The 20,917-nt window shown below is 69.1% G+C and carries 23 protein-coding genes; 10 read left to right on the forward strand and 13 right to left on the reverse strand.

Going from position 1 to position 20,917, the window contains the following annotated elements; translation table 11 throughout:
• Window positions 1-169 precede the first annotated feature (169 nt).
• Entirely contained in the window at window positions 170-814 is a 645-nt protein-coding gene (locus ACWEQQ_RS00005; protein WP_452339636.1) for a hypothetical protein, read from the reverse strand.
• Between the two features lie 440 nt (window positions 815-1,254).
• On the opposite strand from ACWEQQ_RS00005, the gene carD reads away from it, so the two are divergent.
• The 6 genes from carD to ACWEQQ_RS00035 all read left to right on the forward strand — a co-directional run bounded on the left by carD (window position 1,255) and on the right by ACWEQQ_RS00035 (window position 6,125).
• A complete protein-coding gene (carD, locus tag ACWEQQ_RS00010; RefSeq protein ID WP_019931623.1) occupies window positions 1,255-1,743 on the forward strand; it encodes an RNA polymerase-binding transcription factor CarD in 489 nt (162 codons plus the stop codon).
• A 2-nt stretch (window positions 1,744-1,745) separates the two neighbouring features.
• The gene (gene ispD / locus ACWEQQ_RS00015) at window positions 1,746-2,492 is read left to right on the forward strand and encodes a 2-C-methyl-D-erythritol 4-phosphate cytidylyltransferase (RefSeq protein ID WP_452346615.1); all 747 of its coding nucleotides are present in this window, start codon (window positions 1,746-1,748) and stop codon (window positions 2,490-2,492) included.
• 14 nt (window positions 2,493-2,506) lie between these two features.
• Window positions 2,507-2,974, forward strand: a complete 468-nt coding sequence (ispF, locus tag ACWEQQ_RS00020; protein ID WP_364606775.1) for a 2-C-methyl-D-erythritol 2,4-cyclodiphosphate synthase — start codon at window positions 2,507-2,509, stop codon at window positions 2,972-2,974.
• Between the two features lie 45 nt (window positions 2,975-3,019).
• Window positions 3,020-4,420 (forward strand): cysteine--tRNA ligase, encoded by a 1,401-nt coding sequence (gene cysS / locus ACWEQQ_RS00025; protein WP_452346616.1) that lies wholly within the window; start codon window positions 3,020-3,022, stop codon window positions 4,418-4,420.
• Between the two features lie 328 nt (window positions 4,421-4,748).
• Window positions 4,749-5,732 (forward strand): 23S rRNA (guanosine(2251)-2'-O)-methyltransferase RlmB, encoded by a 984-nt coding sequence (gene rlmB / locus ACWEQQ_RS00030; protein ID WP_452339639.1) that lies wholly within the window; start codon window positions 4,749-4,751, stop codon window positions 5,730-5,732.
• 114 nt (window positions 5,733-5,846) lie between these two features.
• Complete coding sequence (locus ACWEQQ_RS00035; protein ID WP_452339640.1) at window positions 5,847-6,125, forward strand: DUF4190 domain-containing protein; 279 nt, start codon at window positions 5,847-5,849, stop codon at window positions 6,123-6,125.
• A 37-nt stretch (window positions 6,126-6,162) separates the two neighbouring features.
• Here ACWEQQ_RS00035 and ACWEQQ_RS00040 read toward each other — a convergent pair whose 3' ends face one another.
• From ACWEQQ_RS00040 to ACWEQQ_RS00050, 3 genes are all read right to left on the reverse strand, one after another.
• Window positions 6,163-6,975, reverse strand: a complete 813-nt coding sequence (locus ACWEQQ_RS00040) for an enoyl-CoA hydratase/isomerase family protein (protein WP_452339641.1) — start codon at window positions 6,973-6,975, stop codon at window positions 6,163-6,165.
• Between the two features lie 213 nt (window positions 6,976-7,188).
• Window positions 7,189-8,361, reverse strand: a complete 1,173-nt coding sequence (locus ACWEQQ_RS00045; RefSeq protein ID WP_452339642.1) for an acyl-CoA dehydrogenase family protein — start codon at window positions 8,359-8,361, stop codon at window positions 7,189-7,191.
• Between the two features lie 78 nt (window positions 8,362-8,439).
• Complete coding sequence (locus tag ACWEQQ_RS00050) at window positions 8,440-9,183, reverse strand: alpha/beta fold hydrolase (protein WP_452346617.1); 744 nt, start codon at window positions 9,181-9,183, stop codon at window positions 8,440-8,442.
• A gap of 73 nt (window positions 9,184-9,256) precedes the next feature.
• On the opposite strand from ACWEQQ_RS00050, the gene mhuD reads away from it, so the two are divergent.
• The gene (gene mhuD / locus ACWEQQ_RS00055) at window positions 9,257-9,568 is read left to right on the forward strand and encodes a mycobilin-forming heme oxygenase MhuD (protein ID WP_364606466.1); all 312 of its coding nucleotides are present in this window, start codon (window positions 9,257-9,259) and stop codon (window positions 9,566-9,568) included.
• 73 nt (window positions 9,569-9,641) lie between these two features.
• Here mhuD and ACWEQQ_RS00060 read toward each other — a convergent pair whose 3' ends face one another.
• From ACWEQQ_RS00060 to ACWEQQ_RS00075, 4 genes are all read right to left on the reverse strand, one after another.
• On the reverse strand, window positions 9,642-10,085 hold the full coding sequence (locus ACWEQQ_RS00060) for an OsmC family peroxiredoxin (protein ID WP_452346618.1): 444 nt from the start codon (window positions 10,083-10,085) through the stop codon (window positions 9,642-9,644).
• 139 nt (window positions 10,086-10,224) lie between these two features.
• Window positions 10,225-10,665, reverse strand: a complete 441-nt coding sequence (locus tag ACWEQQ_RS00065) for an SRPBCC family protein (protein ID WP_452346619.1) — start codon at window positions 10,663-10,665, stop codon at window positions 10,225-10,227.
• A 30-nt stretch (window positions 10,666-10,695) separates the two neighbouring features.
• Window positions 10,696-11,016 (reverse strand): DMT family transporter, encoded by a 321-nt coding sequence (locus ACWEQQ_RS00070; RefSeq protein WP_354831388.1) that lies wholly within the window; start codon window positions 11,014-11,016, stop codon window positions 10,696-10,698.
• Window position 11,017: 1 nt separating this feature from the next.
• The gene (locus ACWEQQ_RS00075) at window positions 11,018-11,665 is read right to left on the reverse strand and encodes an FMN-dependent NADH-azoreductase (RefSeq protein ID WP_452346620.1); all 648 of its coding nucleotides are present in this window, start codon (window positions 11,663-11,665) and stop codon (window positions 11,018-11,020) included.
• 105 nt (window positions 11,666-11,770) lie between these two features.
• Between ACWEQQ_RS00075 and ACWEQQ_RS00080 the strand changes: the two genes are divergently transcribed.
• On the forward strand, window positions 11,771-12,373 hold the full coding sequence (locus ACWEQQ_RS00080; RefSeq protein WP_452339648.1) for a TetR/AcrR family transcriptional regulator: 603 nt from the start codon (window positions 11,771-11,773) through the stop codon (window positions 12,371-12,373).
• A 61-nt stretch (window positions 12,374-12,434) separates the two neighbouring features.
• On the opposite strand, the gene ACWEQQ_RS00085 is transcribed toward ACWEQQ_RS00080, so the two are convergent.
• Together ACWEQQ_RS00085 and ACWEQQ_RS00090 are read right to left on the reverse strand one after the other, a co-directional pair.
• A complete protein-coding gene (locus ACWEQQ_RS00085; RefSeq protein ID WP_452346621.1) occupies window positions 12,435-13,283 on the reverse strand; it encodes an ABC transporter permease in 849 nt (282 codons plus the stop codon).
• On the reverse strand, window positions 13,280-14,209 hold the full coding sequence (locus ACWEQQ_RS00090; protein ID WP_452346859.1) for an ABC transporter ATP-binding protein: 930 nt from the start codon (window positions 14,207-14,209) through the stop codon (window positions 13,280-13,282). The genes ACWEQQ_RS00085 and ACWEQQ_RS00090 overlap by 4 nt, the downstream gene beginning before the upstream one ends.
• A gap of 167 nt (window positions 14,210-14,376) precedes the next feature.
• Here ACWEQQ_RS00090 and ACWEQQ_RS00095 point away from each other — a divergent pair, with 167 nt between their 5' ends.
• Window positions 14,377-15,603 (forward strand): sensor histidine kinase, encoded by a 1,227-nt coding sequence (locus ACWEQQ_RS00095; RefSeq protein ID WP_452346622.1) that lies wholly within the window; start codon window positions 14,377-14,379, stop codon window positions 15,601-15,603.
• Window positions 15,604-15,625: 22 nt separating this feature from the next.
• Window positions 15,626-16,288: a response regulator transcription factor gene (locus ACWEQQ_RS00100; protein ID WP_452339651.1), complete on the forward strand. Its 663-nt coding sequence runs from the start codon at window positions 15,626-15,628 to the stop codon at window positions 16,286-16,288.
• Here ACWEQQ_RS00100 and ACWEQQ_RS00105 read toward each other — a convergent pair.
• The 3 genes from ACWEQQ_RS00105 to ACWEQQ_RS00115 form a co-directional block, all read right to left on the reverse strand.
• Entirely contained in the window at window positions 16,269-17,192 is a 924-nt protein-coding gene (locus ACWEQQ_RS00105) for an LLM class flavin-dependent oxidoreductase (RefSeq protein ID WP_452339652.1), read from the reverse strand. The genes ACWEQQ_RS00100 and ACWEQQ_RS00105 overlap by 20 nt on opposite strands.
• Before the next feature lie 75 nt (window positions 17,193-17,267).
• Complete coding sequence (locus tag ACWEQQ_RS00110; RefSeq protein ID WP_452346623.1) at window positions 17,268-18,056, reverse strand: phytanoyl-CoA dioxygenase family protein; 789 nt, start codon at window positions 18,054-18,056, stop codon at window positions 17,268-17,270.
• Window positions 18,057-18,226: 170 nt separating this feature from the next.
• Entirely contained in the window at window positions 18,227-20,785 is a 2,559-nt protein-coding gene (locus tag ACWEQQ_RS00115; RefSeq protein WP_379383285.1) for an ATP-dependent Clp protease ATP-binding subunit, read from the reverse strand.
• Between the last annotated feature and the right edge of the window lie 132 nt (window positions 20,786-20,917).

Below are 20,917 nucleotides of genomic sequence, written 5' to 3' on the forward strand. Positions count from 1 at the left end.
TCGATTCTTCCCTCCTCCGCTCCTCCGCTTCGCTCCCCCGCTCCAAGGCGGAGGTCTATTCCAGCCGCAGTCCAGAATCGAGACGGCCGCGAACCTCCGGGATGATCGGATGCAACAGCGCCCGCCCCGATTTGTGGGGGCGGGCGCGGTCAGGTGCTCTAGCGGGAGCTCAGTGCTCGCCGCCCTTTTCCTGCTTCGCGGGCTCCTGGCGCGGGTTGTTCGGGCCGGCGTCGACGGGAGTGTTGACGACGACGGTGCCGCCCTCCTTGAAGACGAAGGTCAGCGGGTAGGTCAGGCCCGGGGTGACGTCCTTGGTGAGGCCGGTGACCTCGATCAGGACGGGCTTGGCGTTCGGGTCGGTGACCTTGTCGGAGGCGGGCTCGCCGGCGTTCTGCTCGTGCACGGCGGCCGCGGCGGCCGCGTCCTTGGCGGTCGGCTTGTCGGCTACGACGGTGCTGGACGGCTTGATCTCGATCTTGTCGGCGATCTTGACCTGGCCCAGGTCGGTGCTGATGCTGACCAGTTCGTCGGCCTTGCTGTCGCTGAGGTTGACGGCGCTGAAGGCCAGCACGGCCTTGCCGCCCTTGGCGTTGTTGTACTCCTCGGTCTGCGGGAGCAGGAAGCGCACGTCGCGCAGCGCGATGGAGCCGACATTGGCAGTGTTGCCGTTGACGGCGGCGACCTGGGTGGCGGTCTGCGAGACCTGACCGGCGCCGCAACCCGACAGCGCGAGCACCGCACCCGCAGCGAGTGCAGCAACTGTCACGGCACGCCGCCGCGACTTCGACGCAGTGGTGGCTTTCAGGGCAGTCACGGGGTCCTCCATGTCGACCGGGCTAACTCCACTATGGAGAGTAGTAGTCAAAGAGAGTAATGCGTCCCTCCCCCCGCTCTACACGCGGGCGGTGTCGCGTGCGCGTGGCGTGCGCCCGCCGCGACGGCCCGGCGCGAGCGCGGCATCTCACAGAACGACCGGGCGGGATGTGTCAGGGGCCCTGACAACGATTCGGAGACGACTTCTGGAGTGATGCATTGATGTTTATGAGAGGGCGCTCGGTCGCGTATGCGAAGTACGCACTCGCATATGCGCGCGAACGATGCGATGCGCTATCCCCTTATGCCACAACGGGATGCACACGATTCCCGTTCTGTCAACCCCCGCCGCCGCTCCGTTGTGGCCCTGACCTGCGCCGTTGATCGCGCCGTTACCGAGTCGCATGTTAAACTGTGAACATCGAAAGGGGCACGGGACACATGATTTTTAAGGTCGGAGACACCGTCGTTTACCCCCACCACGGAGCGGCGCTGATCGAAGCTATCGAAACCCGCACCATCAAGGGTGTACAAAAGGAGTATCTGGTCCTGAAGGTCGCACAGGGCGACCTGACCGTTCGGGTTCCCGCGGAGAATGCCGAGTATGTCGGCGTCCGCGACGTCGTTGGGCAGGAAGGCCTGGACCGGGTCTTCCAGGTGCTGCGGGCTCCGCACACCGAAGAGCCGACCAACTGGTCCCGCCGTTACAAGGCCAACCTCGAGAAGCTCGCCTCCGGCGATGTGAACAAGGTGGCCGAGGTCGTCCGCGACCTGTGGCGTCGTGAGCAGGACCGCGGCCTGTCCGCCGGTGAGAAGCGGATGCTGGCCAAGGCCCGCCAGATTCTCGTCGGTGAGCTCGCGCTCGCGGAAGGTACCGACGACGTCAAGGCCGAGACCCTGCTCGACGAGGTTCTCGCAGCGGCCTCCTGACCGTGAAAACTACACCCGGCGACGGCAGTCGTGTCGTCGCTCTGGTTCCTGCCGCCGGCATGGGCGTGCGTCTCGGTGAGAACAAGCCGAAGGCGTTCGTCCACGTCGGCGGCAGTCCCATGCTCACTCGGGCGGTCCAGGGACTGATCGATTCCGGGTCGGTCGACGACGTTGTGGTTATGGTGCCCGCCGAACTCGTCGCCGAGACCCGCGCCCTGCTGCCCGCTTCCGACGTGCCCGTGCACGTCGTCGCGGGCGGGGCCGAGCGCACCGATTCGGTGCGGGCCGGTCTCGCGGCCGCGCCCGATGCCACCCTGGTGCTGGTGCACGACGCCGCCCGGGCCCTGACTCCCCCGGCGCTCGTCACCCGCGTGGTGGAGGCGCTGCGCGCGGGCGCGCGGGCCGTGGTGCCCGCGCTGCCGGTGACCGACACCATCAAGTCCGTGGACACGACCGGCGCCGTGACGGGTACCCCGGATCGATCCGGGCTGCGTGCCATCCAGACTCCGCAGGGCTTCGATGCCGCGCTGCTGCGCGCCGCCTACGCTGTGGGTACACAGGCGACAGATGACGCGGGGTTGGTGGAAATGCTGGGTGCGACCGTTCACACGGTGCTCGGTGACGCCCTGGCTTTCAAGATCACTACGCCGTTGGACCTGGTCCTCGCCAATACCCTTGCCGCGCGCCGTGATACGGCGGACACCGCAGGTGGGCTGGACACGACACGCGAAGCGGTGATCGCCCCGTGATGGATCCCATGGCCCTGCGCACCGGCATCGGCAGCGATGTGCACCCCGTCGAATCCGGCCGGCCCTGCTGGATGGCGGGCCTGCTGTTCGAGGGCGACAGCGGCTGCGCGGGACATTCCGACGGTGATGTCGCGGCGCACGCGCTGTGCGACGCGCTGCTGTCGGCCGCCGGACTGGGCGATGTGGGTGCGGTTTTCGGCACGGGTCGCCCGGAATGGGCGGGCGTGTCCGGCGCGGCCATGTTGAAAGAAGTCCGCCGTCTGCTCGACGAGGCCGGATTCACAATTGTCAATGCGGCTGTACAGGTAATTGGGAATCGCCCGAAAATCGGCCCGCGACGGGCCGAGGCGCAGCAGGTGCTGGGCGAGATTCTGGGTGCGCCGGTCTCGGTGTCCGGCACCACGACCGACGGATTGGGCCTCACCGGCCGCGGCGAGGGTGTGGCGGCGGTCGCCACCGCGCTGCTGTGTTGTCGCGCCTGACGCACCCGTCATCCGCCCATTTCCCAACAGCTAGGATGCTCTGTCGTGACTCTGCGCCTTTTCGACACCGAGACGCGGACCCTGCGTGAATTCACGCCGCTGGTCCCTGGCAAAGCCTCGGTGTACCTGTGCGGCGCGACCGTTCAGGGGGAACCCCACATCGGGCACGTGCGCAGCGGCGTCGCCTTCGATGTGCTCCGACGGTGGCTGGCCGCCAATGATTTCGACGTCGCCTTCATTCGCAATGTCACCGATATCGACGACAAGATTCTGAACAAGGCCGCCGAGCACGGCCGCCCGTGGTGGGAGTGGGCCGCGACCCACGAGCGCGCCTTCGACCGCGCCTACGAGACGCTGGGCGTGCTGCCGCCGTCCGGCGAGCCGCGCGCCACCGGGCACATCACCCAGATGGTGGGGATGATGGAGCGGCTCATCGAACGCGGCCACGCCTACGCCTCCGAGGGCAATGTCTATTTCGACGTGCTGAGCTTCCCGGACTACGGAAAGTTGTCCGGGCACAAGCTCGATGACGTGCACCAGGGCGAGAGCGCGGGCCAGGGCAAGAAGGATCCGCGCGACTTCACGCTGTGGAAGGCCGCCAAACCGGGTGAGCCCAGCTGGCCGTCGCCGTGGGGTCCGGGTCGCCCGGGCTGGCATCTGGAATGCTCCGCCATGGCCGAGTTCTATCTCGGACCGGAATTCGATATTCATTGCGGCGGAATGGATCTGGTTTTCCCGCACCACGAGAACGAAATCGCGCAGTCGCGCGCGGCCGGGGACGGATTCGCCCGCTACTGGCTGCACAACGGCTGGGTGACCATGGGCGGCGAGAAGATGTCCAAGTCGCTGGGCAATGTGCTGTCCATTCCCAACGTGCTGGAACGGGTCGGGGTGCGCGCGGTCGAGCTGCGCTACTACCTGGGCAGCGTGAGCTACCGGTCCATGATCGAGTATTCCGATCAGGCACTGACCGAGGCGGCCGCCGGGTACCAGCGGCTGGAGGCCTTCGTGCTGCGGGTGGCCGAGCGCACGGGCCAGGTTCCGGTCGGCACCTGGACCCCGGCCTTCGGGGACGCGCTGAACGACGACCTCGGAGTTCCGCAGGCGCTGGCCGCGCTTCACGGCGTGGTGACCGAGGGCAACAAGGCGCTCGACGCGGGTGACCTCTCGGGCGCGCGCATGCTGGCCGGGCAGGTTCGGGCCATGCTGGGCATCCTCGGTGTGGATCCGCTCGACGAGCACTGGGCCGCGCCCGCGGACAATTCCGCCGCCATCGCCGCGCTCGATGTGCTCATCGGCGCGGAACTGCAGCGGCGGCAGCAGGCGCGCGCCGACAAGGACTGGGCCACCGCCGACGCGGTCCGCGACCGGCTCTCGGCCGCGGGCGTCGAGGTCACCGACACGCCGCAGGGCGCGGAGTGGTCCCTGGCCAAGGAGAAGAAGTAACCGGTTCCGCATCGGCGGAACCCGTATAGCTCGAATACCGCGTCGGGTCGCCCGAATACCGCGCGGGCTCGCTCGCGCGGTGTGGCGGAGCGCACCGAATTCGGGGCGGCGACCCAGCGTGGGGCACAATTCGTAGCGTCCCTCCGGCAATGCCGCGCGGCTCGTGGCCGGCCGGAGGCGCTGCTCTTGGGCAGCGCGAAAGTTCAGACAGGGGCGCAGCCGTTCGCTGCGCCGACCGGAGGCAGGTTTCCCGCATGATCGACCGTGAGCGGGTTCGTCCCGCGGCCGGGCCGAGGCGGGATACCCGCGAAATACGGAAGGCGAAGTGATGGCAGGCAATTCCCAGCGACGCGGGGCGACGCGCAAGTCAGGCACCAAGAAGGGGCAGACCGTCGGGTCGGGCGGGCAGCGCCGCCGCGGGCTCGAGGGCAAGGGCGCGACGCCCAAGGCCGAGGACCGCGTCTACCACCCGGCCGCGAAGCGCGCCAAGGCGAAGGCCAAGGCGCAGACGTCGGCCGCCACCACCCGGTCGCGCAATGCGGCCCGGCCCATCGCGGGCCGCAAGGACAACGAGGGTCCGGAGCTGGTGCTCGGCCGCAACCCGGTGGTGGAGTGCCTGCGCGCGGGTGTGCCCGCCACCGCGCTCTATGTCGCCAATGGCGCCGAGAACGACGACCGGCTCAGCGAGGCGGTGAAGACGGCCGCGGAGATCGGTATCTCGATCCTGGAGGTGCCGCGCACCGACCTGGACAAGATGAGCCACAACGGCATGCATCAGGGCATGGCGCTGCAGGTGCCGCCGTACCGGTACGCCCATCCGGACGATCTGGTCGACCGGGTGCACAACTCGGGCGAGCCGGCGCTGCTGGTGGCGCTGGACAATATCTCCGATCCGCGCAATCTGGGTGCGGTCATCCGCTCGGTGGCGGCCTTCGGCGGCCAGGGTGTGGTGATCCCGCAGCGGCGCAGCGCCAGTGTCACCGCGGTGGCATGGCGCACCAGTGCGGGTGCGGCAGCGCGGCTTCCGGTCGCGCGGGCCACGAATCTGACTCGCACGCTGAAGGATTGGGCGAACAAGGGCTACCAGATCGTCGGCCTCGACGCGGGCGGCGACACCACCCTCGACGAATTCGACGGCAGCGCACCGACGGTCATCGTGGTCGGCTCGGAGGGCAAGGGCTTGTCGCGCCTGGTGCGCGAGACCTGCGATTCGATCCTGAGCATTCCGATGGCGGGTCCGGTCGAGTCGCTCAATGCCTCGGTGGCGGCGGGCGTGGTGCTGGCCGAGGTGGCGCGGCAGCGCCGGGCCTGATTCGGTCACTCGACCACCGCATATCGGGGCTATCGAGCCTCGATATCCAAGCGGCGCAAGCGAACACCGCGCGTCAGCCTGCCGCCGCGGGGCTTCCGCCCGTAAACTCGGGCGGTGGTCTTCGATCAGCCGCCCCTCGGATCCCCTGTCGAGCATGAGCATGCGACGGCCGTCCTGCTGCTGGGTGCGCTCAGCGTGTTCTGTTGCGGCGCGCTGGGTCCCGTCGCCTGGGCGCTCGGACGGCGCGCGCTGAACGAGATCGAGGAGGGCGGGGGCCGCTTCGGTGGCCGGGTGCAGGTCCTGGTGGGCTATGTCCTCGGCGTCATCGGGACCTGCCTGATGGTGGTCTTCGCCTGCATCTTCCTGCTGATGGTCATCAGCGGGCGCGCCTAGCCGAACGGCCCGCTCAGGTCCGGCCGAACGGCCCGGGTCAGTCCAGACCGGGCAGGCGCTCGCCACCGGTCACGGCATCCCAGGCGGGCCATTCGCCACTGACGCTGCCGGTCCACTTGGGCGGACGGCGGTCCTTGAGGGCCGCGACGCCCTCACCGCCGTCGGTGCTCTTGGCGACGTAGCCGTTGAGCTCGCTTTCCAAGCGGCCCACGGTTTCCGGGGCCATGGTGGGGGCCTCCCACAGCAGGCGCTTGGACAGGGCCACCGGGAGCGGGGCCGAACCGTGGGCGATGTCGTGGGCCACCTCGAGGGCGGTGGGCAGCACCTCGGCGGCGTGCAGGCAGGAATTGGCGATGCCCAGCGAGTACGCCTCGTCTCCGTCGAAGGTGCGGCCGGTGAGCAGCAGGTCCGCGGCGCGGGCGCTGCCGATCAGGCGGGGCAGGGTCCAGTGCGCGAACCCGTCGGCGAGCGCGCCGCGGCGAACCTGGTTGAGCGCGTACACCGCGTCGCGGGCGACATAGCGCAGGTCGCACTGCAGCGCGATCTCCAGGCCGATGCCCACCGCGTGCCCGTTCACCGCCGCGATGACCGGTTTCCGGATCCGGAACGGCGGCGGATCGATCAGGCCGTTGACCTCGCCGACCTTCAGCGACAGGTCCGCGCCCGCGCAGAACGCGGGCGGGGTCCCGGTGATGACGACCGCGCCGATCGCGTCGTCTTCGTCGCAGCGGCGCAGCGACGCACCGAGTTCCGACGCCATGGCCGGGGTCAGGGCGTTCTGCTGGGCGGGCCGATTGAGCGTGAGCACGGCGACGCCGCCGGAGACGTCCACGTGCAATTCCGAACTCATGCTGGAAGATTATGCCCTCTGTGTTTGATCTGCCCTCCGCTCCGCTCCGGGCGGGTTCGCGGCGCTGGAGGTCTCGTTCTTCCCTCCCTCCGCTCCTCCGCTTCGCTCCCCCGCTCCAAGCGCGGGGAGGCGGAGCGCAGTCCAGAACGAGACGCGCCGCGAACCATGGGGGTTCGCCCACCGAAGGCCGGTCCGACTGGGCAGACCGGGCTTTCAGCCGCGCAGGATCTGCCGCCCGATGGCGTACTTGTGCACCTCGGTCGGGCCGTCGTAGAGCCGGAAGGCGCGCATGTCGCGGAAGATCATCTCGACCACGGTCTCGTCGGAGATGCCGATGCCGCCGAGCACCTGGACGCAGCGGTCGGTGACCTTGAACAGCTCCTCGGAGACGTAGGACTTGGCGATGGAGGATTCGTGGCGGGCCTTGTGGCCCTGATCCATCAGCCAGCACGCGTGCCAGATGGTCAGGCGGCACTGGTGCAGCGCAATCTCGTTGTCCGCCAACATGAACGACACGCCCTGATGCTCGCCGATGGGCTTGCCGAAGGCGGTACGGGTCTTGGCGTAGTCGACCGCGATGGCCTGCGCCCGCTCGGCCGCGCCCAGCCACCGCATGCAGTGGGTGAGGCGGGCCGGGGCCAGCCGCAACTGGGCGTAGCGCAGCGCCTGGCCGGTCTCGCCCAGCACGGATTCCCTGGGCAGCACCAGGTTGTCGAAGCGCACCACTGCGTGGCCGCCGACGTAGTTGCGGTCCATGGTGTTCATGACGCGTTCGATCACGATCCCGGGCGCGTCGCCGTCGCAGAGGAACAGGGTGGGGCCCTCGGGCAGGTGCGGGTTGGCGGCCAAGCGCGCCATGATGATCCAGGTCTTGGCGCCGTCGGCGCCGGTGATCAGCCATTTGCGGCCGTTGATGGTGAAGTTCTCGCCGTCGAAGGTGGCCTCGGTGGCGAGCTGGTTGGGGTCGGAGCCGGCGCCGCCCGGCTCGGTCATGGCGAAGACGCTGCGCTGGTGGCCGTCGATCACCGGCTGCAGGAAGCGTTGCGTCTGTTCCGGATTCGCGATCTTGGAGAGCAGGAACATATTGCCCTCGTCGGGCGCGGCGCAGTTCATGGCGACGGGGCCGAGGGTGGACCAGCCGGCCGCCTCGTACAGCACGGCCTGCTCGAGGTGGGTCAGGCCGCGCCCGCCCAGCTCGACCGGGGCCTGGATGGTGAGCAGCTTCTCGGCGCGGGCCAGTTCGACCAGTTCCTGCCGCAGCTCGTCGTCGGGGCCGTGCGCGGTCAGGCGCGGATCACGCTCGAAGGGCACGATCTTGTCGATGACGAACCGGCGAACCCGATCGCGTTCGGCAGCAAGGTCGGCGGGAATCGAGAAGTCGATCATCGTTGGTCACCATCCGTCAGGAGTCGGGGTCGAGCCGAGCATACGACGACCACCCCACCCGACTGAAGGCACCCGCCATCAAACGAGGACGCGGCGCAGGAAATCCTCGACTTCGGCCCGGTAGGCGGCGGGTTGATCGTCGTGAACGAGGTGACCGGCGTCGGGGATGACGACGTGGCGGGCATCCGGGTGGAGCTCGGCCATCTCGCGCATCTGCCCCGGCGGGGTGATGCTGTGCTCGCCCTCGATCAGCAGGGCCGGGACGGTCACGGATTTCCACTGCGCCCAGAAATCGCGCGCGCCCCATTCCTCCGAGATGTCCCGGAAGGTCGGGACCTCACCGTGCAGGCGGTAGCCGTCGGGGCCCTGCCGGAACGAGTCGAGGAAGTAGCGGCCCGCGACCGGGCCGAAGAATTCCAGCACGGCCCGCTCGTCCGGAAACGGTTGCGGCCAAGCCGAAATCACGGCCGCCCAGTTCTCCGCGGTGCGTCCCTGGAAGTCCGGCGCCATGTCCTCGACCACCAGTGCGCGCACCCGCTCCGGGTGCGCCGCGGTGAACATCCACCCGTGCAGTCCGCCCATCGAATGCCCGATCACCACCATGGGTTCGGCGATGTCCGAGGTCGCCGCGGCCAGATCGGCCACGAACGCCTCGGTGGTGAGCTCGGCGGGCGCGGGGCGTCCGTGCCCGGCGGCATCGAACGTGTACACGTGCCCGAATTCGCGCAACCACGGCAGCTGCGCCCGCCAGGTCCGGGCGCTGCCCATCAATCCGTGCAGCAGCAGGATCGGCGCACCCGCGCCGCCTTCGTCGTACAACATCGCCTCGACCATGTGTTCCGAGTTGGTTATTGCCTCGAACGATACGTCGCGGGCACGGAGTACATTCGCACCCATGGCAGTCGTCAAGATCAACGCAATCGAGGTTCCGGAGGGCGCGGGCCCCGAACTGGAGAAGCGCTTCGCGCACCGTGCGCACGCGGTGGAGAACTCGCCGGGTTTCCTGGGTTTCCAGCTGCTCCGCCCGGTCTCCGGCGACAACCGGTATTTCGTTGTCACGCAGTGGGATTCGGAGGAGTCCTTCGCGGCGTGGCGGGACGGCCCGGCGCGCGAGGCGCACGCGGGCGAGGCACGCAAGCCGGTCTCCACCGGCGCGTCGCTGCTGGAGTTCGAGGTCGTCCTCGATGTACCGGGCAAGAACGCCTGATCAACGCCATCGTCCACAACCCCGGCCCGCGCCGGGTCCCGGCTGACGACAGCGTCAGCCGGGAACTCGCGAGTTACGCCTCGAAGGTGGCGGCCAGCTCGATGGTGTCGACGCCGGCCAGCGCCTTGGACACCGGGCAGCCCGCCTTGGCGGCCTCGGCGGCGGCCAGGAAGCCGGCGTCGTCGATGCCAGACGCCTTGCCGGCCACGGTCAGCTTGATCTTGGAGATGCGGAAGCCGCCGGCCGGGTCCGGGCCCAGGGTCACGTCGGCGGTGATGTCCAGGCTCTGCACGGTGCCGCCGGCATTGCCGATCTCAGCCGACAGCGCCATGGCGTAGCAGGAGGAGTGCGCGGCCGCGATGAGCTCTTCGGGGCTGGTGGTGCCGTCGGCCTCGTCGGCGGTGCGCTTCGGGAACGAGACGTCGTACTTGCCGACACCCGAGCTGACCAGCTCGACCTGACCGGAACCGTCCTGCAGGCCGCCGGACCAGGCGGTACGCGCGCTACGTGTAGGCATCACTGTCCTTTCGTGAGAGGGGAGAACTCAACTCTCGAGGCTCTCAGGGGCTACGCCCCCGAACCCCGGGAAATCGGTACGGGTCGAACCTACTCCGCCCGAAAGCGGGGCGGGCTCACGATCATTCGGTGTTCATCCCTCAGACGGCCGCGGCCGTGCGGTGGTCCCAGTCCTCGAGCACCCGCGGCCACGACTTCTCGTGCCGCTCCCGGGTCACGTCGTTCGGGAAGCCGGCGTGGGTGAGGAGTAGGGCGGTGCCCGCGCCGTGCGCCGAAAGTTCCAGGGTGAGCACGGTTTCCGTGCCCTCGGTGCCGCCGGTGACCCAGGTCAGCTCGACCAGGCGGTCGGGTTCCAGGCGCAGGAATCTGCCGTAGTGCGGGTGGCCGCCGCCCGCGGTGAAGAAGAACGGCTGGTTCACCACCGGGCGCATGAGGATCGAACCCGGGTCGGCGAACCAGAGTCCGAACTGCTGGGTGCACTGGCGGTAGAGCTCGGCGGGCGAGGCCGCCATGATGCGTTCCGCGACCAGGAAGAACGGTCGCGCGGCGAGGTCGGGTGGCCGCAGGGGCGCAACGTCCATAGGGCGCGACGATACCGCCCCGGCCCGCGCTCACCCGGGATTGGTGACCCGGGCCAGCACGATGCCGCCGATGATCATCGACAGCGCCAGCACCCGGCCCGCGCTCACCGGGTCCTTCTGCACCACGATGCCCAGCCCGATCGCGCCCACCGCGCCGATGCCGGTGAAGATGGCGTACGCGGTGCCCACCGGCAGCGACTGCATGGCGTGGGACAGCAGGTACACCGCGACCGCCGCGAGCACGAAGCACAGCAGGGTCGGCAGCGGCTTGGTGAAATTCTGGGTCGGCTTGATGGACTGCGACCACGCGATCTCCACCACGCCGGCCAAACCCAGGACGAGCCAGTTCATTTCAGTACTCCTTACCCAGGGCGCGGGCGGTGGCGAGCGCGGCGGCGTAGGAGGCGTCGTGCTCGTCGCGCAGGTGGGCCAGCGCCGGATCCTGGCGCGAGTTCACCAGCTCGGCATGGACGAAAACCGTGTCGTCGACGGCGAAATGGCCTGCGAAGAAGTCGCGGAGGTAGCGCTCCTGATAGTCGTAGATCGCCTTCGGCGCGCCCGGCGAGTACGCGCCGCCACGCGCGGTCACGACCACGAATCGGGTGGGGGCCAGCGACATTCGCGGAAAGGTGATCTGATCCAGCCACGCCTTGAGGCTCGCCGGGATCGAGTAGTTGTACATCGGCGTGCCGATCAGCACGACATCGGCGGCGCGGATCTCGGCCAGCAGTGGCTCGACGATCTCCCAGGCCCGCTGCTGCGCAGGGGAATCCGCCAGTTCGGCCAGGCGGTCGAGATCGGTGCGACCGCGGGCCAGCACCCGGTCGCACAGTTCGGTCCAGCCCTCGCCGATGAACGGGATCGGCTCGGCGGCCAGGTCGCGGTGAACGTAGGTGGCGCCGGGGTGTTCGGCGCGCCAGGCAGTGGCGAAGGCGCCACTCAGCTCGCGGCTGACCGAGGTACGGCGGGCGCTGGCGTCGAGGTGCAGCAGGGCGGTCATGGTCGAGGCTCCAATCAAGTGGACGTTGTGTCCGTTTACTTCTCCGACGGTAGGCCACAACCGGACAAATTGTCCACTTATTCCCCGAGGGCTACAGTGAGCTGCATGAACACCCCCGGCCTGCCACTGCTCAACGACCGGTCCGCGCCCGCCGAGCGCGCCGACGCCGCCCGCAATCGGGCCAAGGTGCTGGCCGCAGCCGCGGAACTGTTCGCCGGGCGCGACCCGCGCACCGTCACCATGGACGACATCGCCAAGGCGGCCGGGGTCGGGCGGGGAACGCTGTACCGGCGCTATCCGGACGTGGGATCCATCGCCGTCGCGCTGCTCGACGAGCACGAGCGGGCACTCCAGGAGCAGCTGCTGCGCGGCGAGCCACCACTGGGACCGGGCGCGCCGCCCGCCGAACGACTGGCCGCGTTCTACGCGGCGATGGTCGAATTGCTGGACACCCATGCCCATCTGGTGCTCGGCGCGGAGACCGGCGGTGCGCGTTTCCGCACCGGGGCCTATCAGTTCTGGGCGGTGCACGTACGCGCCCTGCTCACCGAAGCCGGTGTGGCCGAACCCGATTCACTCGTGGACCCGCTGCTCGCACCGCTCGCCGCCGAGGTGTACCGGCATCAGCGCGAACGCGGGCTCGGGTCCGGGCAGATCGCCGCGGGCCTGGCGAAACTCGCGCACGGCGTGCTGGATCCGGCGGGCTGACCCGACGACACGGCCGCTCACCGCGCGGGTGAACGGCCGCATCGCGCGGTATTCGCCTGTCTCACACCATGTCACGGCGCCGAATCAGCCAGATCGTTCCGGCTGCGAAGACGACGACGTACCCGGCGAGCACCAGCAGGGACTCGCCGCGGCCCAGGACGTCCAGGACACCGGGGGTCGCCGGGCCGCTCACCGTGCGCAGGGAACCCGCCAGGGAGCCGGCGGCCGTGCCGGGCAGGTGGTCGGTGACGGCCCGGATGGGCGCGAAGATCGCCGCGACGCCGCGCAGCAGATTCTCCACCACCAGCACCCACACCAGGCCCAGGCCCACCGCCAGCGCGGGACCCCGGGCGACCGCCCCGATCAGCGCGCCCGCCAGCGTCCACATGCCCAGAATGGCGGCGCCGGAACCGATTCCGAGCAGCATCCGGCCGGCCGACGGCAGCGCCAGGGACTGGCCCTGGGAGCCGGCGATGAGCGCGGCCACGCCGGTGTCGATCACGAAGGCGGCCAGCACCAGCCCGACCACCGTCACCGCCAGGCTCAGCACCACCGCGCCGATCACCTGCACCCGCGAAGGCCCCTGTGTGAGTGCGGTTTTCCAGCTGCCCCAGCCGTAGCCGCTGCCCACTGCGAGCGCGCCCAGCACCAGCATGAGCGCCCCGCCGAACATGGCCATGCCCTGCGTGAACACCTCCGGCACGGCCGCCGGCAGCATCTGCTGCAGGAGCAGCTCACGCGGCAGGCCGTTGGACATGCGGGTGGTGCTGCCGGTGGTGTAGGCCAGGTAGTTGAACAGGTAGGCGAAGGTGAGATTCAACAGGATCCAGGTGCCGAGCACGATCCAGAAGGCGGGCCACTTGCGCAGCCGCAGCAGTTCGGCCCGGGTGCTGGCCAGCAGGTCGGTCATTTCGCCGTCTCCGTCATCTCGAAAAAGACTTCTTCCAAGGACTTTTCGTCGGTGCGCAGCTCGAGCAGCTCCGCGCCCGCCTCGATGACCGCGCGCGCCACCACGGGGGCGTTCGCGGCCCCGGCGTCGACACGAATACCGTTGGCGGTCACCAGCGCCGACCGCTCCCCCACCACCGCGCGCACTGCCGGGAAGGCCACCTCCAGTGGCTCCGCGCGCACCAGAAGCGAGGCCGTGCCGCGCAATTCGCGCACCGTCGACTCGACCAGCAGTCGCCCGGCGGAGATGACGCCGACGCGATCACAGATCTCCTGCACCTCGCTGAGCAGGTGGCTGGACAGCACCACGGTGTGCCCGTCGCCGGCGAGTCCGGTGATGAGCTCGCGCATCTCGGCCATGCCCGCCGGATCCAGGCCATTGGTGGGTTCGTCGAGAATCAGCAGGTCGGGGCGGCCCAGCAGGGCGGCCGCGACACCGAGGCGCTGCTTCATGCCGAGCGAATAGGTGCGGAACCGGTCCTTGCCGCGGGCGCTGAGGGCCACCCGGTCCAGGGCGTCGGCGACCGCGTCGTCGCCGACACCCCGGTAACGGGCCAGGACGCGCAGGTTGTCCCGGCCCGACAGGTAGGGGTAGAAGCCGGGGCCCTCGATGAGAACGCCGGTGCGGCGCAAGGTTTCCGGATCGCCGGGCTGCCGCCCGAGCACGGTCGCCCCGCCGGACGACGGACGGATGAGACCGACCAGCATGCGCAACGTGGTGGTCTTGCCCGCGCCATTGGGCCCCAGGAAACCGTAGATCTCACCGCGGCGGACGCTCATGCTCACGGCGTCCACGGCGGTGTGGGAGCCGTAGCGCTTGGTCAGCCGATCGGTGACGACGACCGCGATCGGTGTGTCAGGCCCGGAGGAGGCAGCCTGCGTCACCATGGAGGGCCCGCGACGGCCGCCATCGGATACTGCTTCGTTCATGGGCTCAACGATCCGCCGCCGCGCACGGGAAATAATCCGTCGCAACGCGCGATCCGGCGTACGTATCTGGACGTATTTGGCCGCGACACAGTGCCGCTGCCCGCGGACGGCGCTACGGTGCAGCTATGGACACACGCGGGGGAAGGCTCGGGCGGCGCGACGTGCTCCCGGCGCTGGCGGTGGGGGCGATACAACTCGGCTTCGGAACCTTGGCCAATCATCACCAGCCGGTGGTGCGCCAGCTCGATGTGTACGGATATGCACTGCTCATCGCCGGTCCGGTACTGCTGGTACTACGTCGGCGCCGCCCGCTGGAAGTGTTCTACGCGACGCTGGCCGTGGCGGTCGCGTACCTACTGCTCGGTTACGGCTACGGGCCGATCTTCGTCTCGCTCATCGTCGCCTTCCTGACCGCCGCCGTCCTCGAATCCCGTTGGTACACCTATCCGTTCGTGGCCGCGGGCTACCTGCTCATGGTGTGGCCGGTGCCCGGCTGGCGCGGGTACCACACCGGCACCTGGCAGGAATTCGGTTTGCTCGCCTGGCTTTTCGTGCTCGCCGCGGCGGCCGAGGGCATCCGGCAGCGACGCGCCGCCGTCATCGCCCGGCGGCAGCGCGGCGAGGCGGCCCGCCGCGAGGAACAGGCCGAGCGCGAACGCGAACAGGCCCAGCGCGCACTGGAATCGGCCGAGCGGGAACAGCGGGTCACCGAGGAGCGCCTGGCCATCGCGCGCGAACTGCACGACGTGCTCGCGCACAGCCTCTCCCTGATCAATGTGCAGTCCTCGGTCGCGCTGGAACTGCTCGACCGCAAGCCCGAACAGGCCGCCACCGCGCTGGCCGCCATCAAATCCGCCAGCAAGGACGCGCTCGGCGAGGTGAACGCGCTGCTGCGCTCCATTCGCGGCGGCACCGCCACCGTGACCGCACCGACCGCACCCACCATCGGCATCACCGACCTCGACAAGCTCACCGGACCGGCCCGCGCCGCCGGGCTGGAGGTGCACACCATGGTGACCGGTGGGCCGCGACGGCTGCCGGCCGTGGTCGACGTGGCCGCCGCGCGGATCGTGCAGGAGTCGCTCACCAATGTGGTGCGGCACGCGCCCGGCGCGAGCGTGCTCGTCACCGTGCACTATGCCGCCGAGCGGCTGCAGCTCACCATCGACAACACCCGGCCCACCCGCCAGCCCGCGCCGCAGTCGCCGACCGGCGGCCACGGCATCACCGGCATGACCGAACGCGCCCACGCCCTGGGCGGGCAACTGTCCGCAGAACCGAAGGCCGACGGCGGATTTCGGGTGAAGGCCCGGCTGCCCACCCACCTCGTGCGGAACGAACCGATTGAGTGAGCACGGAATTGGAGGACGCGTCATGCCCATCCGGGTGGTGATCGCCGATGATCAGGCGCTGGTGCGAGCGGGCTTCGTGGCGCTGCTCGGCGCGCAGGAGGACGTCGAGGTGGTGGGCGAGGCCGACAATGGCGCCCAAGCCCTCGACCTGGCCCGCGAACTCGTGCCCGATGTCGTACTCATGGACATCCGCATGCCGGTGCTGGACGGCCTCGCCGCCACCCGCGCCATCGCCGCCGATCCGGTCCTCGCCGCAGTGCGAGTCGTCGTCCTGACCACCTTCGAACTCGACGAATACGTCTTCGAGGCCATGCGTTCCGGCGCCACCGGCTTCCTCGTCAAACACACCGAACCCGCCGACCTGGTCAAGGCCGTGCGCGTGGTCGCGGGCGGTGACGCGCTGCTCTCCCCCAGCGTCACCCGGCGCCTGGTCGCCGAATTCGCCGCGCACGCCAAACCCGCACCCGCGGCGCAATTCTCGGAACTCACCGACCGCGAACGCGAGGTCATGATCCTGGTCGCCGAGGGCCTCACCAACGCCGAGATCGCCGATCGGCTCTACATGAGTCCCGCCACCGCCCGCACCCACGTCAGCCGGATCCTGGTGAAGCTGGGTGCGCGTGACCGCACCCAGCTGGTCGTCATGGCCTACGAATCGGGTCTGGTCAGACCGGGCTGGCAGTAGCGCCGAACTCGGCGGCCGCCGGAATCACCTCGCGGCCGAGCACTTCCAGCGCCGTGAGGTCGTCGACACCCGCGACCCGGCCGATGACCAGGTCGATCCCCATGTCCGCCAGCCACTTCAGCTGCCCCAGCACCTGGCCGACGCCCCCTCCGCCCGGGCCGGGATCGAAGGCGAAGGCACAGCTCTTGCGGATCTCGCGCGGATCGCGGCCGATCTCCACGCACATCCGGTCCAGCAGCGCGATCTTGGCGGGCAGGTCCGGGCCCGGGCGCAGGCTCGCCACATCCGCGTAGCGCGCCACCAACGGCAGCGTGCGGCGCTCGCCGTCCCCGCCGATGAGCATCGGCGGATGCGGCCGATACCCGCCCTGCGGCGAGTTCCGCACGGCCTGCGGCGCGTTCAGCGGACGCTGCACCTGAAAGTGCTTGCCGAGCACGGATTCCGAAGCGCCCCGCTCATCGGTCCACATGGCCAGGCAGATCCGCAGCGCCTCCTCCAGCATCTCGTAGCGGTCGCGCAGCGGCGGGAACGGCAGGCCGTAGCCCTCCACATCACCCGTGGAGGTGCCCGCACCGATCCCCAGCCAGGCCCGGCCGCCGGACAGCACATCCAGGGTGGTGACCAGCTTCCCGAGCATGGCCGGATGCCGATAGTGCACCCCCGACACCAGCGCTGTCAGCTCCACCCGCGAGGTGTGCGCCGCGATGAACGACAGCGTCGAATACGCCTCCAGCACATTCTGTTCCACACGGCCCAGCCACGGGCTCTGCCAGAGATGGTCACCCACCGCGATGACCGAGAACCCACTGTCCTCGGCCGTGCGGACCACCTCCGCCAGCCGCGATCCGATCCGTTCCGAAGGAGTGTCCAGGGCGAAGTTCGTCAGATGCAATCCGAGTTCCATGACTTCACCCTCCGCCCGGCGGCGGCGCGAAACATCCGTCCGGAGAACACATCCCGGCTACGCCTCGGCGCGTAGTCAGTGCGCGGCCCCGAGCGCCAGCCCGCGCCGGATGGCCCGTTCCACCGCTGAATACGCGCCGTCCGGGCGGTCCAGCACGCACGGCTCGCGCAGCAGCAGCGGCGGCTGGGCCATGAACTTCGGGCGGCCGACACGATTGGGCTGGGCGGCGTGCACCAGGAAGGGATGGCAGAGGTAGACGTCGCCGGCCCGGCCGGTCGCGACGGCCTCGGGGAGATCGGCCGTGGCGGTGTAGAACTCGTGGAGGTCGAACATGGTGGTACCCGCCTCGCCGAGCGGCTCCAGCACCGGCGCCAGCCGCAGGTGCGAGCCGACCCGGATACGCGTCGGGGCGTCATCGACGCCGACATCGGAGAACAGGAACAACATCAGCAGGGCGCGGCCCTTGGAGTGGATGTTCACGCGCCAGCTCAGGTAGTCGTCGCGGGCGGCATCGCCGGGAAAGCTCACGTCGACGTGCCAGCCGTCGTCGCCCGGCGGCTCCGGGCTGGGGAATCGAATCGGCCAGCTGCCCAGGGTTCTCCGGGGGAACCAGCGGCCGGGACCGACCAGTTGATCGAAGGCGGCGAGCAGCGGCGGCGCGGTGACCGCCCGCGCGAAGGGCTCCTGGGCGTGGTCCCACAGCCGGATGACCGGCTGGGTCCAGGTCGACGGATCTTCCGGGTCGCAACCGGTTGCGCGCCAGAGGATCTCGCGGCCCGCGGCGGCCGTCTCGGCGGAGAAGGCGCCCTCGACCTTCACGAATCCCTCGGTGATGAAGTCCTCGATCTGTGTCTCGGAGAGCATGCTGCCGCCCTTTCCGCGCCCGGTCCCTCCGGACAGCTATCCGAGCATGGGCGATACCGGGATCGCGCCGCCACCGAATTTCCCGCCCGGGCAAACGAAAAGCCCCGCCCTCCCGAAGGAGAACGGGGCTTTCGTTGTCGCTGAGGCCTATTCGACCCGAGGCTGAGCCTTTACTCGCCCGAGGAGGAGGCCGGAGCCTCACCCGCGAGGGCGGCGACCGGCTTGTCCTCGACGCCGGAGTCCGACTTCTTGGTCAGCTTGGCCTTCGGCGTGAAGGTGAACTTGGCGTTCTCGCCCTGGCCTTCGCCGTCCCAGCCTTCGACGTCCACGACCACGACCTGACCGGCGCCCAGTTCGCCGAAGAGGATCTTCTCCGACAGCTGGTCCTCGATCTCGCGCTGAATGGTGCGACGCAGCGGTCGCGCACCGAGCACCGGATCGAAACCGCGCTTGGCCAGCAGGCTCTTGGCCTGCGGAGCCAGATCGATCTCCATGTCCTTGTTCCGCAGCTGATTGGCGACGCGGCCGATCATCAGGTCGACCATCTCGATGATCTGGTCCTGGGTCAGCTGGTGGAACACGATCACGTCGTCGATGCGGTTCAGGAACTCCGGGCGGAAGTGCTTCTTCAGCTCGTCGTTGACCTTGAGCTTCATCCGCTCGTAGTTCGAGCCCTCGGCATTGCTCTGGGCGAAGCCGAGGCCGACCGCCTTCGAGATGTCGGAGGTGCCGAGGTTAGAGGTGAAGATCAGCACGGTGTTCTTGAAGTCGACCGTACGACCCTGACCGTCGGTGAGCCGGCCGTCCTCGAGGACCTGCAACAGGGTGTTGTAGATCTCCTGGTGGGCCTTCTCGATCTCGTCGAACAGCACCACCGAGAACGGCTTGCGGCGCACCTTCTCGGTGAGCTGGCCGCCCTCCTCGTAGCCCACGTAGCCCGGAGGGGCACCGAACAGGCGCGAGGCGGTGAAGCGGTCGTGGAACTCGCCCATGTCGATCTGGATGAGCGCGTCGTCGTCGCCGAACAGGAAGTTCGCCAGTGCCTTCGACAGCTCGGTCTTACCGACACCGGACGGACCGGCGAAGATGAACGAGCCCGACGGACGCTTCGGGTCCTTCAGACCGGCGCGGGTGCGGCGGATGGCCTTGGACACGGCCTTGACCGCGTCCTCCTGGCCGATGATCCGCTTGTGCAGCTCGTCCTCCATGCGGAGCAGACGGGTGGTCTCCTCCTCGGTGAGCTTGAACACCGGGATACCGGTCCAGTTGGCCAGCACCTCCGCGATCTGCTCGTCGTCGACCTCGGCCACGACGTCCAGATCGCCGGAGCGCCACTGCTTTTCGCGCTCGGCCCGCTTGGCGACGAGCTGCTTCTCCTTGTCGCGCAGACGCGCGGCCTTCTCGAAGTCCTGCGCGTCGATCGCGGACTCCTTCTCCCGGCGCGCCTCGGCGATCTTGTCGTCGAACTCGCGCAGGTCCGGCGGCGCGGTCATCCGGCGGATGCGCATGCGCGCACCGGCCTCGTCGATGAGGTCGATCGCCTTGTCCGGCAGGAAGCGGTCGTTGATGTAGCGATCCGCGAGGGTAGCGGCGGCGACCAGAGCGCCATCGGTGATCGAAACCCGGTGGTGCGCCTCGTAGCGGTCGCGCAGACCCTTGAGGATGTTGATGGTGTGCTCGACCGTCGGCTCGCCCACCTGGACCGGCTGGAACCGGCGCTCCAGGGCGGCGTCCTTCTCGATGTACTTGCGGTACTCGTCGAGGGTGGTGGCGCCGATGGTCTGCAGCTCACCGCGAGCCAGCTTGGGCTTCAGGATCGAGGCCGCGTCGATCGCGCCCTCGGCCGCGCCCGCACCCACCAGGGTGTGCAGCTCGTCGATGAACAGGATGATGTCGCCGCGGGTGTTGATCTCCTTGAGCACCTTCTTCAGGCGCTCCTCGAAATCACCGCGGTAGCGGCTGCCCGCGACCAGGGAACCCAGGTCGAGGGTGTACAGCTGCTTGTCCTTGAGCGTCTCCGGCACCTCGCCGTTGACGATGGCCTGGGCGAGACCCTCCACGACGGCGGTTTTACCGACGCCGGGCTCACCGATCAGGACCGGGTTGTTCTTGGTACGGCGGCTCAGCACCTGCATCACGCGCTCGATTTCCTTCGAGCGGCCGATGACCGGGTCGAGCTTGCCCTCGAGGGCGGCCTGGGTCAGGTTGCGGCCGAACTGGTCCAGCACCAGCGAGGTGGACGGAGTGCCCTGCTCGCCGCGCGAACCGGAACCCTCGACCGGCTCCTTGCCCTGGTAGCCCGACAGCAGCTGGATGACCTGCTGGCGCACCCGGTTCAGGTCCGCGCCCAGCTTGACCAGCACCTGCGCCGCGACGCCCTCACCCTCGCGGATCAGGCCGAGCAGAATGTGCTCGGTCCCGATGTAGTTGTGCCCGAGCTGCAGCGCCTCGCGCAGCGACAGCTCCAGCACCTTCTTGGCACGCGGGGTGAACGGAATGTGGCCGGACGGGGCCTGCTGGCCCTGACCGATGATCTCCTCGACCTGCGAACGCACACCCTCCAGCGAGATGCCAAGGGACTCCAGCGACTTCGCCGCGACGCCCTCGCCCTCGTGGATCAGGCCCAGCAGGATGTGCTCGGTGCCGATGTAGTTGTGGTTGAGCATCCGGGCCTCTTCTTGGGCCAGGACAACGACCCGCCGCGCGCGGTCGGTGAACCTCTCGAACATCGCTCCCTCACTCTCCTGCTCCGCCATCACTGGCATCCGGCGCTTCAGACCCTGTGCTGCCCTTCTGGTCGCCAGCCTGCCATGAAGCCCTGGGGTTGCATCCCCCGACTCCACTCTAGTTGCCGGGGGTCA

This window comes from Nocardia sp. NPDC004123 (assembly GCF_053603795.1).